This is a genomic window from Staphylococcus massiliensis CCUG 55927, from assembly GCF_000298075.1.
Taxonomy (GTDB): Bacteria; Bacillota; Bacilli; order Staphylococcales; family Staphylococcaceae; genus Staphylococcus; species Staphylococcus massiliensis.
In genome coordinates this window covers 1,743,066-1,761,431 of sequence record NZ_JH815593.1, presented here as the reverse complement: position 1 = coordinate 1,761,431, position 18,366 = coordinate 1,743,066, and the positions used below count along the sequence as shown (strand labels likewise).

General features: G+C 39.0%; 13 protein-coding genes, 1 tRNA gene and 1 other RNA gene. 3 read left to right on the top strand and 12 right to left on the bottom strand.

Translation table 11 applies throughout. From position 1 onward, the window contains the following. Positions 1–519: 519 nt before the first annotated feature. The 11 genes from recR to gltB all read right to left on the bottom strand — a co-directional run bounded on the left by recR (position 520) and on the right by gltB (position 14,495). Positions 520–1,116 (bottom strand): recombination mediator RecR, encoded by a 597-nt coding sequence (recR, locus tag A33S_RS0108640; RefSeq protein WP_009383386.1) that lies wholly within the window; start codon positions 1,114–1,116, stop codon positions 520–522. A gap of 1 nt (position 1,117) precedes the next feature. After that, a complete protein-coding gene (locus tag A33S_RS0108635) occupies positions 1,118–1,438 on the bottom strand; it encodes a YbaB/EbfC family nucleoid-associated protein (RefSeq protein WP_009383384.1) in 321 nt (106 codons plus the stop codon). A gap of 87 nt (positions 1,439–1,525) precedes the next feature. Further along, on the bottom strand, positions 1,526–3,196 hold the full coding sequence (gene dnaX / locus A33S_RS0108630; RefSeq protein WP_241864525.1) for a DNA polymerase III subunit gamma/tau: 1,671 nt from the start codon (positions 3,194–3,196) through the stop codon (positions 1,526–1,528). A gap of 87 nt (positions 3,197–3,283) precedes the next feature. Further along, a complete protein-coding gene (locus tag A33S_RS0108625; protein WP_009383382.1) occupies positions 3,284–3,817 on the bottom strand; it encodes a GNAT family N-acetyltransferase in 534 nt (177 codons plus the stop codon). A 158-nt stretch (positions 3,818–3,975) separates the two neighbouring features. Then, an RNA gene (gene ffs / locus A33S_RS12070) (signal recognition particle sRNA large type) lies at positions 3,976–4,245 on the bottom strand. A gap of 83 nt (positions 4,246–4,328) precedes the next feature. Further along, a complete protein-coding gene (treR, locus tag A33S_RS0108620; RefSeq protein ID WP_009383381.1) occupies positions 4,329–5,051 on the bottom strand; it encodes a trehalose operon repressor in 723 nt (240 codons plus the stop codon). 3 nt (positions 5,052–5,054) lie between these two features. After that, a complete protein-coding gene (gene treC / locus A33S_RS0108615; protein WP_009383380.1) occupies positions 5,055–6,704 on the bottom strand; it encodes an alpha,alpha-phosphotrehalase in 1,650 nt (549 codons plus the stop codon). Between the two features lie 28 nt (positions 6,705–6,732). Continuing rightward, the gene (treP, locus tag A33S_RS0108610) at positions 6,733–8,160 is read right to left on the bottom strand and encodes a PTS system trehalose-specific EIIBC component (RefSeq protein WP_009383379.1); all 1,428 of its coding nucleotides are present in this window, start codon (positions 8,158–8,160) and stop codon (positions 6,733–6,735) included. Positions 8,161–8,383: 223 nt separating this feature from the next. Then, a tRNA-Ser gene (locus tag A33S_RS0108605) sits at positions 8,384–8,476 on the bottom strand. Between the two features lie 61 nt (positions 8,477–8,537). Then, a complete protein-coding gene (locus A33S_RS0108600) occupies positions 8,538–9,995 on the bottom strand; it encodes a glutamate synthase subunit beta (protein ID WP_009383378.1) in 1,458 nt (485 codons plus the stop codon). A 12-nt stretch (positions 9,996–10,007) separates the two neighbouring features. Continuing rightward, positions 10,008–14,495 (bottom strand): glutamate synthase large subunit, encoded by a 4,488-nt coding sequence (gltB, locus tag A33S_RS0108595; protein ID WP_017176747.1) that lies wholly within the window; start codon positions 14,493–14,495, stop codon positions 10,008–10,010. A gap of 134 nt (positions 14,496–14,629) precedes the next feature. On the opposite strand from gltB, the gene gltC reads away from it, so the two are divergent. The 3 genes from gltC to A33S_RS0108580 all read left to right on the top strand — a co-directional run bounded on the left by gltC (position 14,630) and on the right by A33S_RS0108580 (position 17,439). Continuing rightward, the gene (gene gltC, locus A33S_RS0108590; protein WP_009383376.1) at positions 14,630–15,517 is read left to right on the top strand and encodes a glutamate biosynthesis transcriptional regulator GltC; all 888 of its coding nucleotides are present in this window, start codon (positions 14,630–14,632) and stop codon (positions 15,515–15,517) included. A gap of 102 nt (positions 15,518–15,619) precedes the next feature. Continuing rightward, positions 15,620–16,687 (top strand): YibE/F family protein, encoded by a 1,068-nt coding sequence (locus A33S_RS0108585; RefSeq protein WP_193765459.1) that lies wholly within the window; start codon positions 15,620–15,622, stop codon positions 16,685–16,687. Continuing rightward, a complete protein-coding gene (locus tag A33S_RS0108580; RefSeq protein WP_009383374.1) occupies positions 16,684–17,439 on the top strand; it encodes a YibE/F family protein in 756 nt (251 codons plus the stop codon). The genes A33S_RS0108585 and A33S_RS0108580 overlap by 4 nt, the downstream gene beginning before the upstream one ends. 303 nt (positions 17,440–17,742) lie before the next feature. Here A33S_RS0108580 and A33S_RS0108575 read toward each other — a convergent pair whose 3' ends face one another. Then, entirely contained in the window at positions 17,743–18,357 is a 615-nt protein-coding gene (locus A33S_RS0108575; RefSeq protein WP_009383372.1) for a LysE/ArgO family amino acid transporter, read from the bottom strand. Positions 18,358–18,366: the final 9 nt, after the last annotated feature.

Here is an 18,366-nt window from a genome sequence, read left to right as displayed (position 1 = left end):
TTTTTTTTTGACTCGACAAGAATTAATTATACATAAGTTATGAAACAAAGTCAACAACTTTTTAAAATTAATTTTGAGTCATTTTTTTATTTTGTCGTTTGTTTCGTCCGACAAGTAAATACTATACACGCATTCAAACGAAGTTACAACCCCTAAAACCACTTTTTTTCATCTTTTTTAAATTAAATGATTACATTCAATCATTAATCTAACCAATTACACTTATAATGTTGTTATACGATTTCCAAACGTTAATCTAAATTAAATAATTTCGCGTTCTTCCCCATATAAATAACATTCAACTTAGCCATTCATTAAGCCCACTTTAAATTACCGTCACTTTGAGTGCACCTCTAAAGAAGTGAAAACCTTTTGGGTCAATCATTTTTCTGCAGAGCCCTCCCTTACCATGTCAGCTCCTAACTTTTTAAAATTAAAGACCTCCTCTCACTTTAACGACAGCACAAAAAATACCAAAGTCTACTATATATAGTAGACTTTGGTATCTATTTCTTCATATTACATTTCAGTTCGTCCTGCAATGGCTTTTGATAAAGTCACCTCATCCGCATATTCTAAATCGCCACCTACTGACAATCCTTGTGCGAGACGCGTAACTTTAATTCCTAAAGGTTTAACGAGTCGAGAAATATACATCGAAGTTGATTCGCCCTCTAGATTAGGATTCATCGCTAGAATAAGCTCTTTAACTTCGTCATCTTTTAAACGCTCAATTAAACCAGGAATATTAATATCTTCAGGGCCAATACCGTCCATAGGTGAAATCGCACCATGTAAGACGTGGTACAGTCCTTGATATTCTTTCATTTTCTCCATTGCAATAACATCTTTATCGTCTTCCACGACACAAATTACAGAACGATCACGTTGTTTATCTTCACAAATATAACAAGGGTCTTGCTCTGTAATGTGCCCACACTTACTACAGAAAGTAAGCTCTCTTTTCACATCGACTAATGCTTTCGCAAATTGAACCACGTCGTCTTCTTTCATATCTAATATATGAAATGCCAGACGTTGCGCCGTCTTAGGGCCAATGCCTGGCAATTTCATAAAGCTATCAATGAGCTTTGATATAGGTTGAGGATAATGCATCCTACATCATTCCAGGGATGTTCATACCTTTAGTATGTTTACCAAGACGGTCTGCAGTTAAGTCATCTGCTTTTTGAAGTGCTTCGTTCGTTGCAGCTAAAACTAAGTCTTGTAACATTTCGATGTCGTCTGGATCTACAACTTCTTCTTTGATTTGAACATCTAAAATTTCTTTATGACCAGATACTACTACAGTAACCATACCGCCACCAGCAGTACCTTCAACTTTTTCATCTTTAAGCTTTTCTTGCTCATCAGCCATTTTCTTTTGCATTTTTTGCATTTGTTTCATCATTTGTTGCATATTTCCGCCACCGCGCATAATATATTTCCTCCTTAAATCTACTGTCTATAATAAGAAAACTTTTAATATAATTATACATATCTTTTATTTATCTGTCATGTATGACTAGTCATCGACATGTACGGTATCATTACCAAATAAGTCTTTTGCTTTTTGGACGATATCCGTCTCTTGTTCGTCCTGTTTAGGCTTTTCCTGAGACTGCGATTGTTTACGGTTTTGTAAGTACTCACTGCGTACTTGCATCCAATCACTTGCCGGTACACCTACAACTTTAACTTTCTTATCCACGATTTCACAAACGACTTGTTCAATATGATGTCGTTTATCATCATCCTTATTCACGATTTCACAGTGGATTTCTTCCTCAAACTTTAACAGCACATGATCTTCACTTGCTGCTACAGGCTCAGAGTTTTGAAGTAAACTCACAAGAGATTTCAAATCCTTACTTTGCGCATGACCGATGACATCATGCCATCTTTCTTTCAACAGCTTGATATCTTCTTTATTCGCTTTATCTAATACTTTCGCGATATTTTGTATTGAAAAGGCATTCTTAGCCTTCACGCCGCTTCTCGGCGCACCTTTCGAAGGTTTCTTAGCACTTGCTTTCGGTGCTACGCCATTTTCTTCAAGCGATTTAATAGTGCCTTCTAATTGCTCAATACGTGCTTCTAGCTCAGGATTAGAACCTTGCGTAACCACTTCAGCCTGATTGTTAGCACTAGACGTGGCACCCTCATTCTTAACCATTTCAGATAGCTTCACAAGCAACACTTCTAAATGAACATTTTGGTTTACACTAAATCGGATAGAAACAAGCGTATCATTTATAATATCAATCATTTTATACAACGTCGGTAATTCAAATGATTGTAACGCGTCATATGTAAGTTCTTGTTCAGTCGTCTTACTCACAATCGTGTCACGAACAAAGTAAATCATATCATTAATCAGGCGATTCACTTCTTTTCCTTCAGACACGAACTCATGATAACGTTTGAAGCTCGATTTCACATCGCCACTCACAACCTCTTTGAAAAGGCCATTTAAAGCTTCTTCATCAACGCTGCCTGTTACATCGAGCGCGTCTTTTAAAGTAAGATGATCATCACCAAAGGCTATCGCTTGATCCATGATACTTAACGCATCACGCATACCACCTTCAGAAACCTTAGCGATAAACGCTAACGCTTCATCTTCATAATCGATGCCTTGCTCAGTCGCAACATAGCGTAGACGTTCGATAATTTGCTCAACACCAATTGCTTTGAAATCAAAGCGTTGTGCACGTGAGATAATCGTTGGAGGAATTTTGTGAGGTTCTGTAGTTGCTAATATAAATATCGCATGTTCAGGTGGTTCTTCTAATGTTTTTAAAAGCGCGTTGAACGCTCCAGTAGTTAACATATGAACCTCGTCTATAATATAAACTTTAAACTTAGACTCACTCGGCGCGTATTTAACCTTGTCTCGAATATTACGTATCTCATCAACACCATTATTACTCGCCGCGTCAATCTCAATAACGTCGTTATTTGTACCTTGCGTGATGCCTTTACAAATATCACATTCGTTACAAGGTTCCCCATTAGATTGATTTAAACAATTGATAGCTTTAGCAAACACTTTAGCGATACTCGTCTTACCTGTTCCGCGTGGTCCGCTAAAGATATACGCATGCGATTGCTTACCCTTTGAAATCGCATTTTGAAGTGTCTTAGTGACATGTTCTTGACCTACAACATCGCCAAATTGTTGCGGTCTGAACATACGATATAGTGCTTGATAACTCACGTTTTGACCTCCTTTTCACATTGACATCATTATATCATTTATCGCGCTTCATGTATGTTAGAATCATTTGAAAAAGACATCAGGAAATACAGCTTGGCCTTCAGGATACGTCGATAATGATTCCCATAAGAATTTAACGCCAAACGCCGCCGCATCAACCTCTTTCGGTGGCTTAATGTCGTGTGCAATCCCAGATTCATAACCTAACGTCTCATAATAAGACGCATAACCTACTGATAAAATGGTATTATACATCGCTTCTCTCGCACGCTCTTCTAACGCATTTACGATTGCAGCACCTACACCTTTATCGCGGAAATCTTGAGCTACGATTAAGGCCCCTATCGCAAGTGCAGAGTACGTTTTTGAAGCGCCTTCAATTTGAGCTTCGATTAACATACCGTAACCAATAATGTCGCCATCTTTCGTTTTCACAGCAAGTTCTAATTCATAACGGTATTCAGGAAGTTGGCGTAACTCAATAATACGCTTTACCTCATTATCACCATTTCGATCTGCGCGTTCGCTAGACGTGTAAATTAATTGATCCAAAGCTTCATAATCATTCTCAGTAACCGTACTTAAATAAACAGACATGTCGTTTCCCCCTTTGTCCTATAAAAAAGGAGCCTGACATAATTAATCCATCATTAATTTATGCCATGACTCCTTCCAACAAGAAATAATTCTCAATTCTATGTAAAATCGTCGTATTTAATTTATTTATATCATAAAAGCTTGTTTTTAAAAAAAAACCGTGCACCTTCGTGTCGAGCAAGCATCACGAACGTAACCAAAGTCGACAGCTAAATTTCGGCCACCCTACGGCACATATGATAGTCCACTTAATGCTGCTTCCGTCAGGACCTGACATGGTTCATGGGTTCATATTGCATAGGACCGAAATCTTCAAACACCTCGTGCTTTGGGCAGTCTTCACAAATACATGCCCTCGACAAAGGAATTAAGTCTCGCATTAAGCGGCTTTCGAGTACAGGGAACCGCTACCTCCCCACTTAGCACGGTAAAATTTATCATACTATAAACACATGCGACTATGCAAGTGTAAAAGCAATGTTAATTTTACGAATTTATCATGAACGTTTGATTAACGGCGACGACGCGAAAAATCAGTAAACTTAAATTCGGTAGCTAAATGCTTAGAAATATTATATTGAAATTTCGTCGTATCACTTAAATGAACAATACCGCGAACCGTCGCACTATAATTTGGCGTAACGTTACCAAACGCTTCATACTCTTGTTCACCAAATACTTCAAATGTGATTTCCTTTTGCGAAAAGCTAATTTCATGATTTAAATCATCTTCAATGTAGCCGTATATCGATTGCGCTGCGATCGTTTCTGTTAATCCAGGCATTAAATCATAAACAAGATAATCTTCATCCATGATTTTAACCTCTCCATGAAACTTACGATATCGCAACAAGTACCAAAGTTTATCTGAACCTGAGAGTTCAAGTGCTGCTTGCACCTTAGGAACCTCCCTAGCCTCGATACATTTTAGCGAAACTACTTTAGTCTCATATTGCACGTCCATTTCCTTTTGGACTTCTTTAAAGCTACTTAACTTTGTAATGTGAAACTCGGTCATCCCACCATAAATGACAACCGAACCTTTACCTCGTATCTTTTGAATCATGCCCTCACGCACAAGTAAATTCAAACTTTTACGAATCGTTTCGCGCGAGGCATTGTACATCGTAACGAGCTGATTTTCAGAAGGTAAGTGGTCTCCACGCGCATAGACGCCTTTTTGTATTTGATGGCGCAGCGTTTCATAAATGGATTCAAATTTATTGTTAGTCATACATCATACCTCGATCTTACACGTTTTACGAATAACGATTACTCCATATGGGTTCATTATATCACCATTTAATTTATCATTACCGATCATCATCGTGCCACTGATATCTATTTCATGAGGTAATTGTACCGTTTCTTTTGAAAAGTTTGCGACGATAAGCCATGTTTCGCCCTCATACGCACGTTCAAATATGAATAAATTCGGATCATCCATGTAACGTGGTATAACTTTGCCATACGTTAGAATATCATGCTCATGACGTAATCGAATCAACTCACGATACGTATGAAGCACTGAATTCGGATCATTAATAGCCGCTTCAACGTTAATCGTTTGGTAATTTTCCGCGATATCAATCCAAGGCGAACCTTCCGTAAACCCAGCATGTCGTTCGTTAGACCACTGCATCGGTGTACGGCTATTATCACGAGACTTTTGGTCAAGAATCGCCATAATCTCAGCTTCAGAACGACCTTGTTCCTTTAAATGCTTATATGCATTCAACGACTCAACATCACGATACGCTTCAATAGATGTAAAATGCGGGTTCGTCATACCAATTTCTTCACCTTGATAAATGTAAGGCGTTCCTTGAAGCATATGCAACGCGATAGCTAACATTTTAGCGCTTTTCACACGCGTTGCTTCATCTTCATCACTGCCAAAGCGACTCACCACTCGCGGTTGGTCATGATTACACCAGAATATCGCATTCCAACCATTATCTACTTGAATCCCTTCTTGCCATTCCATCAAGATGCGCTTTAACTCAAACAAGTCAAAGTCAGCACGCGTCCACTTCTCACCGTTTTCATAATCGACCTTTAAATGATGAAAGTTAAAGACACTATTTAACTCATGGCGTTCAGGGTTCGTATACTTAATACATTCATCAAGCGTCGTCGAACTCATTTCGCCAACAGTCATTAAATCCTTACCACCAAACGTATGACGATTCAACTCATTTAAATACGTATGAACCTTAGGACCATCCGTGTAGAATTCCTTACCAATCTTTTCCGAATCCTGAAAGGCCCTCTTAGAAATCAGGTTCACAACATCAAATCTAAACCCGTCTACACCTTGGTCAATCCAATAATTAATCATGTCATACAATTCATGGCGCAGTGATGTATTTTCCCAGTTAAGATCCGCTTGCGTCACATCAAACAAATGTAAATAATAACTATCCGTCTTTGCATCATACTGCCAAGCATTACCACCAAATTTAGACATCCAGTTCGTTGGCGGACCATCTTCAGACTTCCTGAAAAAGTAATAATCACGGTACGGATTATCCTCAGATTTAGACGCCTCTTGGAACCAAGGATGCTCGGTCGACGTATGATTAATCACTATATCTAACATTATTTTTAAGTCACGCTTGTGCGCCTCTTTTAAAAGCACTTTAAAATCAGCTTCAGAACCAAATTGCTTATTAATGGCATAATAATCACTGATATCATAGCCATTATCATTCATAGGAGATTCATAAATTGGAGTTAACCATAGGTAATCAACACCTAAATATTGAAGGTAATCTAACTTTTCAATAATACCTTTTAAATCACCTTCGCCACTACCAGTCGTATCATTAAACGACTTTGGATAAATTTGATACACCACGGATTTTCGCCAATCTTGTTTCACCATATGATAACCTCCATTAAATAGATTCTATTTATTTAACTATTTCTTTGGCTTTTTGTTTACTAAATCGAGATAAGATAATTGTTAGGAAGAAAGGTACAATTAACGCAATTAAAGTTGCGATACCATATACAACCCAGAATTCATGTTTAATTGATAAAATAGCTGGCACACCGCCTACACCAACGTTACCTAATACACCAACTCCACCAATCATAGAGCCAATTAAAGAAGCTGTAATGATTGCTGCAATAAATGGGTATTTAAGCGGTAAGTTAACACCAAACATTGCAGGTTCTGTTACACCAAGAATGCCTGAAATAAATGATGTGAATGCTAAACCTTCTTCTTTTACCATTTTTCTTCTTTTATATACAAACCAAGCACCTAGTGCAGCTGAACCTTGGCAAATATTTGAAATTGCTAAAATCGGCCATAAGTACGTACCTTGTAAAGGACCACCCATTAATTGGAAGTCTACTGCCAGGAACATATGGTGTAAACCTGTAATGACAAGCGGTGCGTAGAATAAACCGTAAATAAAGCCACCGAGCCATCCAGCATGCTCAAATAAGAACGTTACACAGTTTGTAATTCCTGTACCGATAACTAATGCGACCGGCCCAATAACGATGAATGCTAAGAAACCGGTAACCAATAATGCAATCGGTCCTACCACTAACATTTTAATGGAATCGTGAACCACTTTATTAAGCCCTTTTTCAATCTTCGCTAATATATATGTTGCTAATAAAATCGGTAAAACTTGTCCTTGATAGTTTAATTGCTTAATGTGAAGGCCAAATAAATCCCATTCTGGAATTTTATCGCCTTGCTTTAAATCATACTGCGAAACAAGTTGTGGATGCATTAATATAAGACCCATCACAAGACCTAAGATCGGACTACCGCCAAATACACGCATCGCACTCCAACCAATTAACGCTGGTAAGAAGATAAATGCTGTACTTGCGATTACACTAATAATGTTCGCAATATCACCAAATTGCGGATACATTTCAACGATTGGTTTTGGTCCAAATAAACCTTTCATTGTTAATAAATTATTGAGCCCTAATAGTAAACCAGCTGTCACAATGGCAGGTAAAATTGGAATAAAAATATCACCTAATAATTTGATCATGCGTTGAACTGGATTACCTTTTTTCGACGCGGCTTGTTTAACATCGTCTTTAGATGCTTCACTAGAGCCCGTTTCATCGATTAATTGCTTGTACACTTCATCTACCGTACCAGGGCCAATTACGATCTGATACTGATTATCTGCCTTAAACTGCCCTTTTACTAAAGGGTTCTCACTAATGAAGTCTTTATCTACTTTGCTATCATCTTTTAAAACTAAACGTAATCGCGTTACGCAGTGCGTAGCTGTTTCTAAATTTTCCTTGCCGCCTATTCCTTTAATAATAGCTTGAACATCCTTACGTTTTACACCCAAATTAAACACTCCCTTTTCACAAACACGTAATACGAAAAGTATACTTGTATAGACAAGTATTATAAAGGCTTTCATAATCAAACGCTCTCATATACCTTTTTCTTAAAGTTTGTAAATTTAAACAAAAGTTTATGAATATCACTTAAAATACGCAAAAAAATAAGCACTTACTTAAGTAAGTGCTTATCTTCTATATCTAATTAGTCTTGGATTATACTTATAATGGCGGAGGAAGAGGGATTCGAACCCCCGCGGGCCGTTAAGCCCCTGTCGGTTTTCAAGACCGATCCCTTCAGCCGGACTTGGGTATTCCTCCAAACGAACACAATAAATATCTTATTATAGTCCGTTATAAATGTCAATAAAAAATTTACATTTTATGAAAGAACTTTACTTTGCAGATAATGATGAACCGACTTTGCAACCCCACGACCCTCTTTAATCGCCCATACGACAAGGCTTTGGCCGCGTCTTGCATCTCCTGCCGCAAATACATTTTTAACATTCGTTTGATAATTTTTATCATCAGCTTTAATTTTATTTTGAGATAATTTTACACGAAAGTGTTCAGGCACATGTTGATTCGTACCAATAAACCCAATTGACAATAAAACAAGATCTGCTGGCCAGAATCGTTCAGGTGCAAGCGACATATCTAAATCATGTTGTTCATCATTTACTAGCTGCGTGTACACACCCTTTAAACGACCAATGCGGTCCACATCATAACGCATCGTCTGAACCCCATAAGCACGCGGTTCTAATCCGTATTTCGCTTCATATTCTCGATGCGCATAATCCATTTTGAATACCTCTTTAGGTCTAGGCCACGACACATTTTCATCAACGTCATCAGGTAAGCGGTCATACTTATTGAATTGAACAACTGAGTGACAACCTTCTCTTAAAGCTGTCGCAACACAATCGGCACCTGTATCTCCCGCACCAATAACTATCACGCGTTTATCTTTTGCGGTAATAGTAGCCTGTTCTATTTCACCGCGTTCAAGCAGTGTTTGTTCCGTTAAATAATCCATAGCGAAATGAATATCTGGACTCATGCGTCCTTCTAAAGGTAAATCTCTCGGTTTCTCGGCACCTGTACACAAAATCACCGCATCATATGTCGCGAGTAATGTTTCTTTCATGATATCTTTACCAACTTCAGTATTAAGCTTAAAGGTAACGCCCGCTTCTTCCATCAATTCTACGCGACGTTCAACAACGTGCTTATCAAGCTTCATATTAGGTATGCCGTACATTAACAACCCTCCTGGTGATGGCGCACGTTCAATCACCGTGACATCATAGCCAAGCGCATTCAATTCATCTGCTGCAGTTAAGCCGCATGGTCCACTTCCTATAATGGCGATCTTTTCATTGAGTCGACGCTCAGGTCGTCGCGGTTGAACCCAACCTTGTTCAAAGGCCTCATCAATAATCGTACGTTCAATACCTTTTATCGCGACCGACTCACGATTAATCGCCATCACACATGACGACTCACACGGTGCTGGACACACACGGCCTGTAAAATCTGGAAAATTATTCGTTTCCGACAAACGATAATACGCCGCTTCATAATCTTCTAGATATACTAAATCATTCCATTCGGGAATATAGTTACCAATTGGACAACCTATCGTATCTTTCTCAACACCAATGCCTGTTTGACAAAATGGTGTCCCACAATCCATACATCTCGCTGCTTGAATGCTCGCATCAGCCTTATCAAACGCTTGCTGAAAGGCACCATGATGCTTAAGCCGTTCAACTAAAGAGAGTTCAGGCAAAGACGCTTTATCATATTTCATAAATCCTTTAAATTCACCCATTCATACCCCTCCTTAATAAATTGACGTCGTGCGATCAAATGCGTTGATTTGAAGCTTGTTGTCATTAAACGCTTTAAATGTCGCATCATTTAATAGGTAACCTTGTTGTTCAAAGTGATGAATCTTATGACGCATCAACTTGTAATCAGTTGGAATAACTTTGACAAGCTGAACTGCTAACGCGTCAAACTGCGCTAACAATGCTTGTGCGCGTTTACTTTCAGTATATGCAACATGCTTCTCAAGCATCGTTTTAATCATGCGTAATTCCGCTTCATCAGTGACGTCATCGAAATCAAGCGTTGGAAGTTGGTGCGTCTCGATAAACGCTGCTTTATTTGAAGGTACGACATAGCAAACACCACCACTCATACCTTGACCAAAGTTCTTACCAACATCACCAAGAATCACTACACGACCACCTGTCATGTATTCCAATCCATGGTCTCCTACACCTTCCACCACAACATTTGCGCCACTATTTCGTATGCAAAAGCGCTCGCCTGCTCGCCCGTTAATATAAACGTCACCCTTAGTAGCGCCATATAAGCATACATTCCCAACGATGATGTTATCCGAGCGCGCATCGTTAGGTGCTTGAACAATGATTTTGCCACCTGAGAGGCCTTTTCCTACATAATCATTCGCATCACCTTGATGATGAAGCGTCAAACCACGCGGTATATAAGCGCCCAAACTTTGACCCGCGTGACCAGTCGAAGTCATCATAATCGTGTCTTCAGGCAAACCATTCACGCCATAGCGTTTCGTGATTTCACTACCTGTTAAGACACCAACATCACGCTGCTCATTATTCAATAGATAATGCTTCTTAAATGGTGTTCGAGACTCAATGGCAGACTCGGCGTCCTTATAGAGATACGTCATATCGAACCGCTTCTCAATACCATGTTGCTGCGCGATTGAACACGTATTTGGACCTTCTGTTTGAACCAACATCGCTTGTAGATTCAAATGTTTCGTTTTACGACCTGTTAAACTCTCTCGCGTAGGTTGAAGTAAATCGGTACGTCCCACTAAATCATCTAATTTCTTAACACCCAACGCCGCCATCCATTCACGTAACTCCTCAGCAACAAAGTACATGTAACGCTTCACATGCGCCTTCCTACCTCTGAAAAGCTTTCTAAGATCTTGGTTTTGCGTCGCGATACCAACCGGACACGTATCGTTATGACACACACGCATCATAATACAACCGAGTACAACAAGCGGTGCAGTCGCAAACGCAAACTCTTCAGCACCAAATAAACATGCGTAAAGTACATCACGCCCCGTTAACAACTTACCATCCGTTTCAAGCGTCACTCTTGAACGTAACCCGTTAAGTTTTAGTGTTTGATGCGTTTCAGCAAGCCCTAACTCCCAAGGACATCCTGCATGTTGAATGCTCGTCTTAGGGGATGCACCCGTGCCACCGTCATAACCACTTATCACGATTTTATCCGCATATGCTTTCGCAACCCCTGCCGCGATCGTTCCAACTCCTGAACGTGACACAAGCTTGACCGTAATCTTCGCATCCCGATTCGCATTCTTTAAATCATGAATTAACTGCGCTAAGTCTTCAATAGAGTAAATATCGTGATGCGGAGGTGGTGAAATTAAGCCAATACCTGGCGTCGAACCACGTACTTCAGCTACCCAAGGGTACACCTTACCTCCAGGCAATTGACCGCCTTCACCAGGCTTAGCACCTTGTGCGACTTTAATTTGAATTTCCTTCGCATGGTTCAAATAATGACTCGTCACGCCGAACCGACCCGACGCAACCTGTTTGATCGCACTACTATAATTCGTTCCGTCCGGTTGAACTTCAAAGCGAGATAATGCTTCCCCGCCTTCACCACTGTTACTTTTACCACCCAAATCATTCATCGCATCAGCGAGCGTTTGATGCGCTTCTTCAGAAATCGACCCGTAACTCATCGCCCCCGTCTTAAAGCGCTTCACAATTTCAGACGCAGGTTCAACGTCATCTATATGAACAGGTTTACACGATTTGAACTCAAATTGACTACGTATCGTACCCGATGCTTTATCATGCGCCTCCTTTGAAAAGGCCTTGAATAACGCGTAATCATTTTGTTTACATGCTTGTTGCAATAAATAGATTGTTTTAGGGTTAAAAATATGATGTTGACCTTGTTGACGCCATTGGAATGTACTACCTGATTCTAAATATGCACTATCAGGCGTTTGACGTCTCTTATTCTCGGCATCAATATCTTGTATTTTAAGGCCAGAAATCTTAGACATGGTACCTGTAAAGTAGCGCTCGATAACATCTTCATGAAGACCAATCGCCTCAAAAATTTGTGCCCCGTGATAACTTTGAATCGTCGAGATACCCATTTTAGCCATGACCTTAATGACGCCATCAACAAGCGTTTTATTGAATAGCGCTACATTCTCAATCGCATTGCCGCTTATATGCCCTTGAAGCGTTTGTTCATAAACCGTATGTTGTGCAAGATACGGTACAATCGCGTTAACACCATAGCCGATTAAGGTCGCGATATGATGCACTTCACGTACGTCACCTGATACGACGACAATACTCGTATGCATTCTTAAATCATGACGAATCAATTCTTGATGTATGAAACTCGCTGCTAGTAATACCGGCATCGCATATAAACCTTCCGATTTAACGTCTCGATCATCTAATACAATAATGTCACAGCCATGTTTAACCTTTTGAATAACACGTTGAGACAACTGTTCTAACGCATGTTCAAGGTCCTTTTCATAACAAATCGAGACATATTGAAGCGACGGTTTCACGATTTGTATCGCCTCTAATTGAGACAAAGTCAGTATCGGATGCTTAAGCTGAATACGTTCTAGCACGCGTTCATCCGGCTCAAAAACATTACCTTCGCGACCTAAATACGTCAGCTCACTCGTGACAATCTTTTCACGATAGGCATCAATAGGCGGGTTCGTTACTTCCGCAAAATGTTGTTTAAAATAGTTGAAAAGCGTTTCCGGTCGAGAATTAAATACGGCAAGCGGTGCATCGTACCCCATTGCGCCAATCGGGTCTTTCTTACCTTCTACTAAAGGTTTTAAGTATTTTGTAATTTCTTCTTTCGTGTACTTGAACTTTCGTTGTAGCATTGTCGCCGTCTCGTTCGATAAAGTACTTTCATAAGCAATCGTTTCTAAATCAAAGTCTTGATTACGCGCGTTCAACCACGTTTCATAAGGTTTTTCTTGCGCAATTTGACACTTCAATTCGTTATTTTCAATGACCTTGTGTTGATTAAAATCGACTAAAAGCAGCTTGCCAGGATTAAGCTGTCCTTTATAAGCGACATCCGCTTCATCAACATCGATGACACCTACCTCCGACGAAAAGACAATTTCATTTTGTTTCGTTATCGTATAGCGACCCGGTCGTAAACCATTACGATCGGTGAGCGCGCCAATTTTATCCCCGTTACAAAATGAAATCATCGTCGGTCCATCCCACGGCTCCATAAAATAGCTATAATATTCATAAAACGCCTTCACACTAGGGTCATTCGATGGATTATATAACCAAGGTTCAGGGATTAGTAACATACAGGCCTTTTCAGGGGGCATTTCTAGAGACAAAAACTCTAAAGCATTATCTAAAATACTCGAGTCGCTACCGTTTTCATCTAAGATGTGATCTACTTTATGATAATCTTCTTGAAACACCGTCTTAAGTAACGTTCGCTGTCGCGCACGCATCCAATTCACATTACCTTTAATCGTGTTAATTTCACCATTATGCATTAACAAGCGGTTAGGATGCGCGCGTTCCCAACTTGGAAACGTATTGGTACTAAAACGCGAATGCACAGAACCAAATTTAGATGTAAAATCGTGATGGTTTAAATCCTCAAATAAGCCTTTAATTTGGTCTGAGCGCAACCAACCTTTGTACACAATCGTACGTCTCGATAAACTCGTGAAATATAACTTTAGACCTTGTTCCTCGCCATAACGTTCGAGTTGCTTTCTCGCGAGATACAATTTACGTTCAGGCGTTATGACATCTGAACAATCTATAAAAATTTGCCCGATATAAGGCATCGTTTCAACAACATGAGGCGCCAATACACGCGTATTTAAAGGCACATCGCGATAACCAATGACACGTAGCCCTTCGCTTTCAAACGTCTCGCGAAATACCGCTTCATGCAAGCTATCTTTAATCGCACCCTTTGAAAAGAAAAGCCCTACCGCGTAACTACCTTCTTCAGGTAAGTTTAAAGAAGTATGATGCTTAAAAAAGGCATACGGAATTTCTGTCATAATGCCCGCGCCATCACCTGTTATGCCGTCAGCACCTATACCCCCACGGTGATCTAAACGCCTTAACATTTCTAGCGATTTGAGAACAATGTCATGTGAACGTTGATTATTCATATTTGCATAAAATCCAATACCACATGCATCATGTTCTTCACGCGAATCATATAAACCTAAGCGTTTAATATGCATGGTTATCCCCACTTTCATCTGAATATTCTGATAATATAAACGTATAATAACTATAAAGAAACTCATTTATCGTTACAATATATAAATTAGATGAAACCTATCTATTTATTAGATAGATGAAAAGAGGCATCAAAATGGAGATTAAACAGCTGAGGTATTTTATTGCAGTCGCAGAACGTGAACATATTTCTGAAGCAGCTTTATATTTAAACGTGGCACAATCCGCTGTGAGTAGACAAATCGCACAACTTGAAAAGGAACTACACGTTACATTATTTAAGCGTATCGGACGTAATATCAAATTGACCGACGACGGCCATTTACTTCTAGAGGAAGCACGCGCGATTATCGAAAGAATCGAACACACAACATCACGATTTCAAATCAACACATCATCAACCCACGACGTCATACGAATTGGATATCAAAGAGGTGCCATCGAACAAGTCTTACCTGGACTCATCCAATCCTTTGAAAAGGATTTAACCATGACGGTTATTCCAAGTGCTTTAAGTAACGCTGACATTGAACATCAGTTACAAACACGAGATATCGACATCGCAATTTCAGGGTCGTTACCTAAACTCTTAAAACAAGATATTTACGAACATCACATTTTATATGAAGAGTTTTACCACCTACTCGTTCATAAATCGCATCCTTTAGCACTAACCGAACGACCGACACTCGCTCAATTAAAGCCTTATACACTTTTTCAATATGATGAATTACCTTCAGATATTCACCAAATACTTTATCGCGACGTCTCAAATGAAGTCATCACATTGACTACAGAAGGATTCATTCGACATATTATTCTTGAAAATAAAGGCATCGTTATTTTTCCAACGCATTTATCGTTAAAACAACCATTAGAAGTGGGCCGTTTTTTAAATCTTGATCATACAGAATTAAGACGGTCGGTAGGTGTTACGTTTAGACGGGATAATCAGAAACCTTATCTCAGTGAACTAATTGCGCTTATTCACACATTATTAAGTAAGGAAACAACCTATTACTGAGTTTTATTTTAAAATACGTACCGAATTCGATATAATCTACCTTAAATTCTGATTTGAAGGAGTCTTACTTTGAAACATAAATTGACGTTTAAACATGCTTTTATGATCGCGGTTCTAGTGTATCTATTGCTTATCGTGTTTACCATGATGAATGCCTTTATGTATCAGACACCAGTTGGTAAAGTGACAGATATTACACACGTGAAAAAGGAATCTGTTACCGACGAACACAAAAATCATGATACGAAGTATACCGACCGTCTTAAAATTCAATTATTGAACACAGACAATAAAGATAAAACCTATTCAGTCTCACACTCATACAACCAATCTAAGAGTGAATTTGGAACGTATCGTAAAGGGGATAAAGTGCTATTACACCTATCTAAAGGAGACAGTCAGCCTTACATTCTTGAAAAGAAACGCGATACGCTCGTAATCGCAGTACTTGGCTTTTTCTTATTAACACTCCTCTTTGTAGGGCGTAAAATTGGTTTAACATCCATACTGTCGCTTGTCATCAATACTGCGCTCATCTTCCTAGCGATATGGTTACATCAACATATGTTGGCGCTCAATTTATTCGTAATTATGTCAGTCATGACAGTGATTTCGACGATTATTACATTATTACTGGTTACAGGATTTAAGAAACGCACGCTCGTTACAATTCTAAGCACGTTACTTGGCACCTTTATCTCGATAGGTATCTTAGCGCTCGTCATTCAACTTACTAAAGGAAGCGGTATTAAATACGAAACACTAAGCTTTCTCACAATGCCACCTAAGACGATCTTTTTATCGTCGGTTCTTATCGGTTCACTAGGTGCTGTCATGGATGTAGCAATTACCATCGCTAGTGGCATGTATGAAATTCATCAACGTTCACCACACATTAGCACCAAAGCCTTTATGAAAGCTGGTCAGAACATTGGTCAAGATATTATGGGAACAATGACGAATATACTCTTATTCTCTTATTTAGCAGGAAGCTTACCTATGTTCTTAATTTATTTACGTAATGGTAATACAATCACGTATACAATTTCGATGAATTGGTCACTTGAGGTGGCGCGTGCGATAACGGGTGGTATAGGCATTGTTATCACGATTCCGATAACGTTATTACTCATGCGACTTTGGCGCCAAAAGCGAGGTGACAAAGCATGAACGCAATTTTAATTTTATTACTCATTTTATTTGTACTCATGCTTATTTTTGGAGGTAAAAAAGGTGCTAAATCGTTCTTCGCTTTATTTTTAAACTTTGTCGTACTCTTAATAGCTGTCGTAGCTATAGCCGTACATATACCGATTTACATCGTTATGATCATTTTTTGTATCGTCATTGCGGCCATAAACTTATTCCTTTTAAATAGTTACAACTTAAAGACACAGGCCGCGTTTATCGCGACAATGATAACGATGGTAGTACTGATGGGGTCGATATTCTTAACAACGCGACTCGGTCACTTACAAGGCTTTACGACTGAACAACAGGAGGAAACGTCTATTTATTCGATGAACATTGGCATTGATTTCGAAGCGTTTATGGTCTTTACGACTGCTTTACTTGTCATTACAGCGGTCATTGACCTCACGATTACGATAAGTTCGCCGATGTATGAGCTCTATCAAACCAATCGTTCACTTAACTTAAAGGAACTCTATCGTTCCGGTATCCGTGTCGGTAAAGAAATTCTAGCAACTTCAGCGAATACGATTTACCTTGCGTTTGTTGGTAGTGAGTTAACGTTATGCTTTTGGTTCTTTAAACTAAACTATAGTTTCGAACATTTAATGAATGCGAAGATTTTTGTACAAGAACTGATATCAATTCTACTTGGCGGTATCGCGATTGGCATCAGCATTCCAATCACTGCTTACATTACCGCTTATCTCATTAAAAAGACCTTGAAATAATCGATTACATTTAGAAGATAGGCGTAACAATAATTTTATTAAAGAATATTTTAAAATCCCCAAATAGCATGCTTTCCTGTAAAGTCCAACTCAAACTTCAGTTTGGTAGTTGGACTTACAAAGAAGCTTTGGCTTCTTTGTTCATCTTAATGGAAGCTAGGGACCCCACACTTAGGAGTCAGCTATTTGGGGATTCTTTGTGTAAGGATAAATTGCTTTTAAAGAACACTATACATTTAAGGTTTAATTATTCATATCTAGTGAGTAGTAGAGATAGTATTCTATCTTTACTTTTTAACTCACTTAGAATAATTGAATGAGATTTTTTAAGATAATCAAACTTACGATTAAAATAATGATGCTTGAAATTTTATTTAATATAATAATATACTTCCCTGTTTTATCTACTGTACCTAGCATTTTACCGAGTAGCGCTAATGCTATAAACCATAACCACGACACTAAAATTGTAGCAATTGTAAATGCAATCTTTTCTGGGCCAGTATATACAGATGCGCTTGTACCAATAACACCAATTGTATCCATAATGGCATGAGGATTAAGTAATGAAACTGAAAGCGCAAATCCTACTTGCTTAGAAGGTTTCATAGGTTCAATGTTGTCCAACTTAGAGGGCTTTTCCCGCCATAACGACCAAGCCATATATAATAAAAAGGCTAAACCTATGATATAAATCACAATTTGTAATACGGGCATGGATAATAAAATGAGTGAAACGCCAAGTATTGCTAAAACAATGAGTAACGTGTCACAAAATCCTGCTGTTATAACCACTGGAAGTACTTTCACAAACTTCTTATGATTTGCCCCTTGATTGAAGACGAATACATTCTGCGCGCCTAGCGGTAATATGAGTCCAAACGCTAATAATACGCCGTGCAAAATTGCTTGAAACATCCCGATCAT

Bases quoted from the DNA above. Each gene is read 5' to 3' on its own strand.
- gltC (WP_009383376.1), top strand. From the start codon at position 14,630: ATGGAGATTAAACAGCTGAGGTATTTTATTGCAGTCGCAGAACGTGAA.
- treR (WP_009383381.1), bottom strand. From the start codon at position 5,051: ATGACTAACAATAAATTTGAATCCATTTATGAAACGCTGCGCCATCAA.
- A33S_RS0108580 (WP_009383374.1), top strand. From the start codon at position 16,684: ATGAACGCAATTTTAATTTTATTACTCATTTTATTTGTACTCATGCTT.
- A33S_RS0108625 (WP_009383382.1), bottom strand. From the start codon at position 3,817: ATGTCTGTTTATTTAAGTACGGTTACTGAGAATGATTATGAAGCTTTG.
- A33S_RS0108575 (WP_009383372.1), bottom strand. From the start codon at position 18,357: ATGTTTCAAGCAATTTTGCACGGCGTATTATTAGCGTTTGGACTCATA.
- A33S_RS0108585 (WP_193765459.1), top strand. From the start codon at position 15,620: ATGATCGCGGTTCTAGTGTATCTATTGCTTATCGTGTTTACCATGATG.
- recR (WP_009383386.1), bottom strand. From the start codon at position 1,116: ATGCATTATCCTCAACCTATATCAAAGCTCATTGATAGCTTTATGAAA.
- A33S_RS0108635 (WP_009383384.1), bottom strand. From the start codon at position 1,438: ATGCGCGGTGGCGGAAATATGCAACAAATGATGAAACAAATGCAAAAA.
- A33S_RS0108600 (WP_009383378.1), bottom strand. From the start codon at position 9,995: ATGGGTGAATTTAAAGGATTTATGAAATATGATAAAGCGTCTTTGCCT.
- gltB (WP_017176747.1), bottom strand. From the start codon at position 14,495: ATGCATATTAAACGCTTAGGTTTATATGATTCGCGTGAAGAACATGAT.
- dnaX (WP_241864525.1), bottom strand. From the start codon at position 3,196: ATGTTCAGACCGCAACAATTTGGCGATGTTGTAGGTCAAGAACATGTC.
- treC (WP_009383380.1), bottom strand. From the start codon at position 6,704: ATGGTGAAACAAGATTGGCGAAAATCCGTGGTGTATCAAATTTATCCA.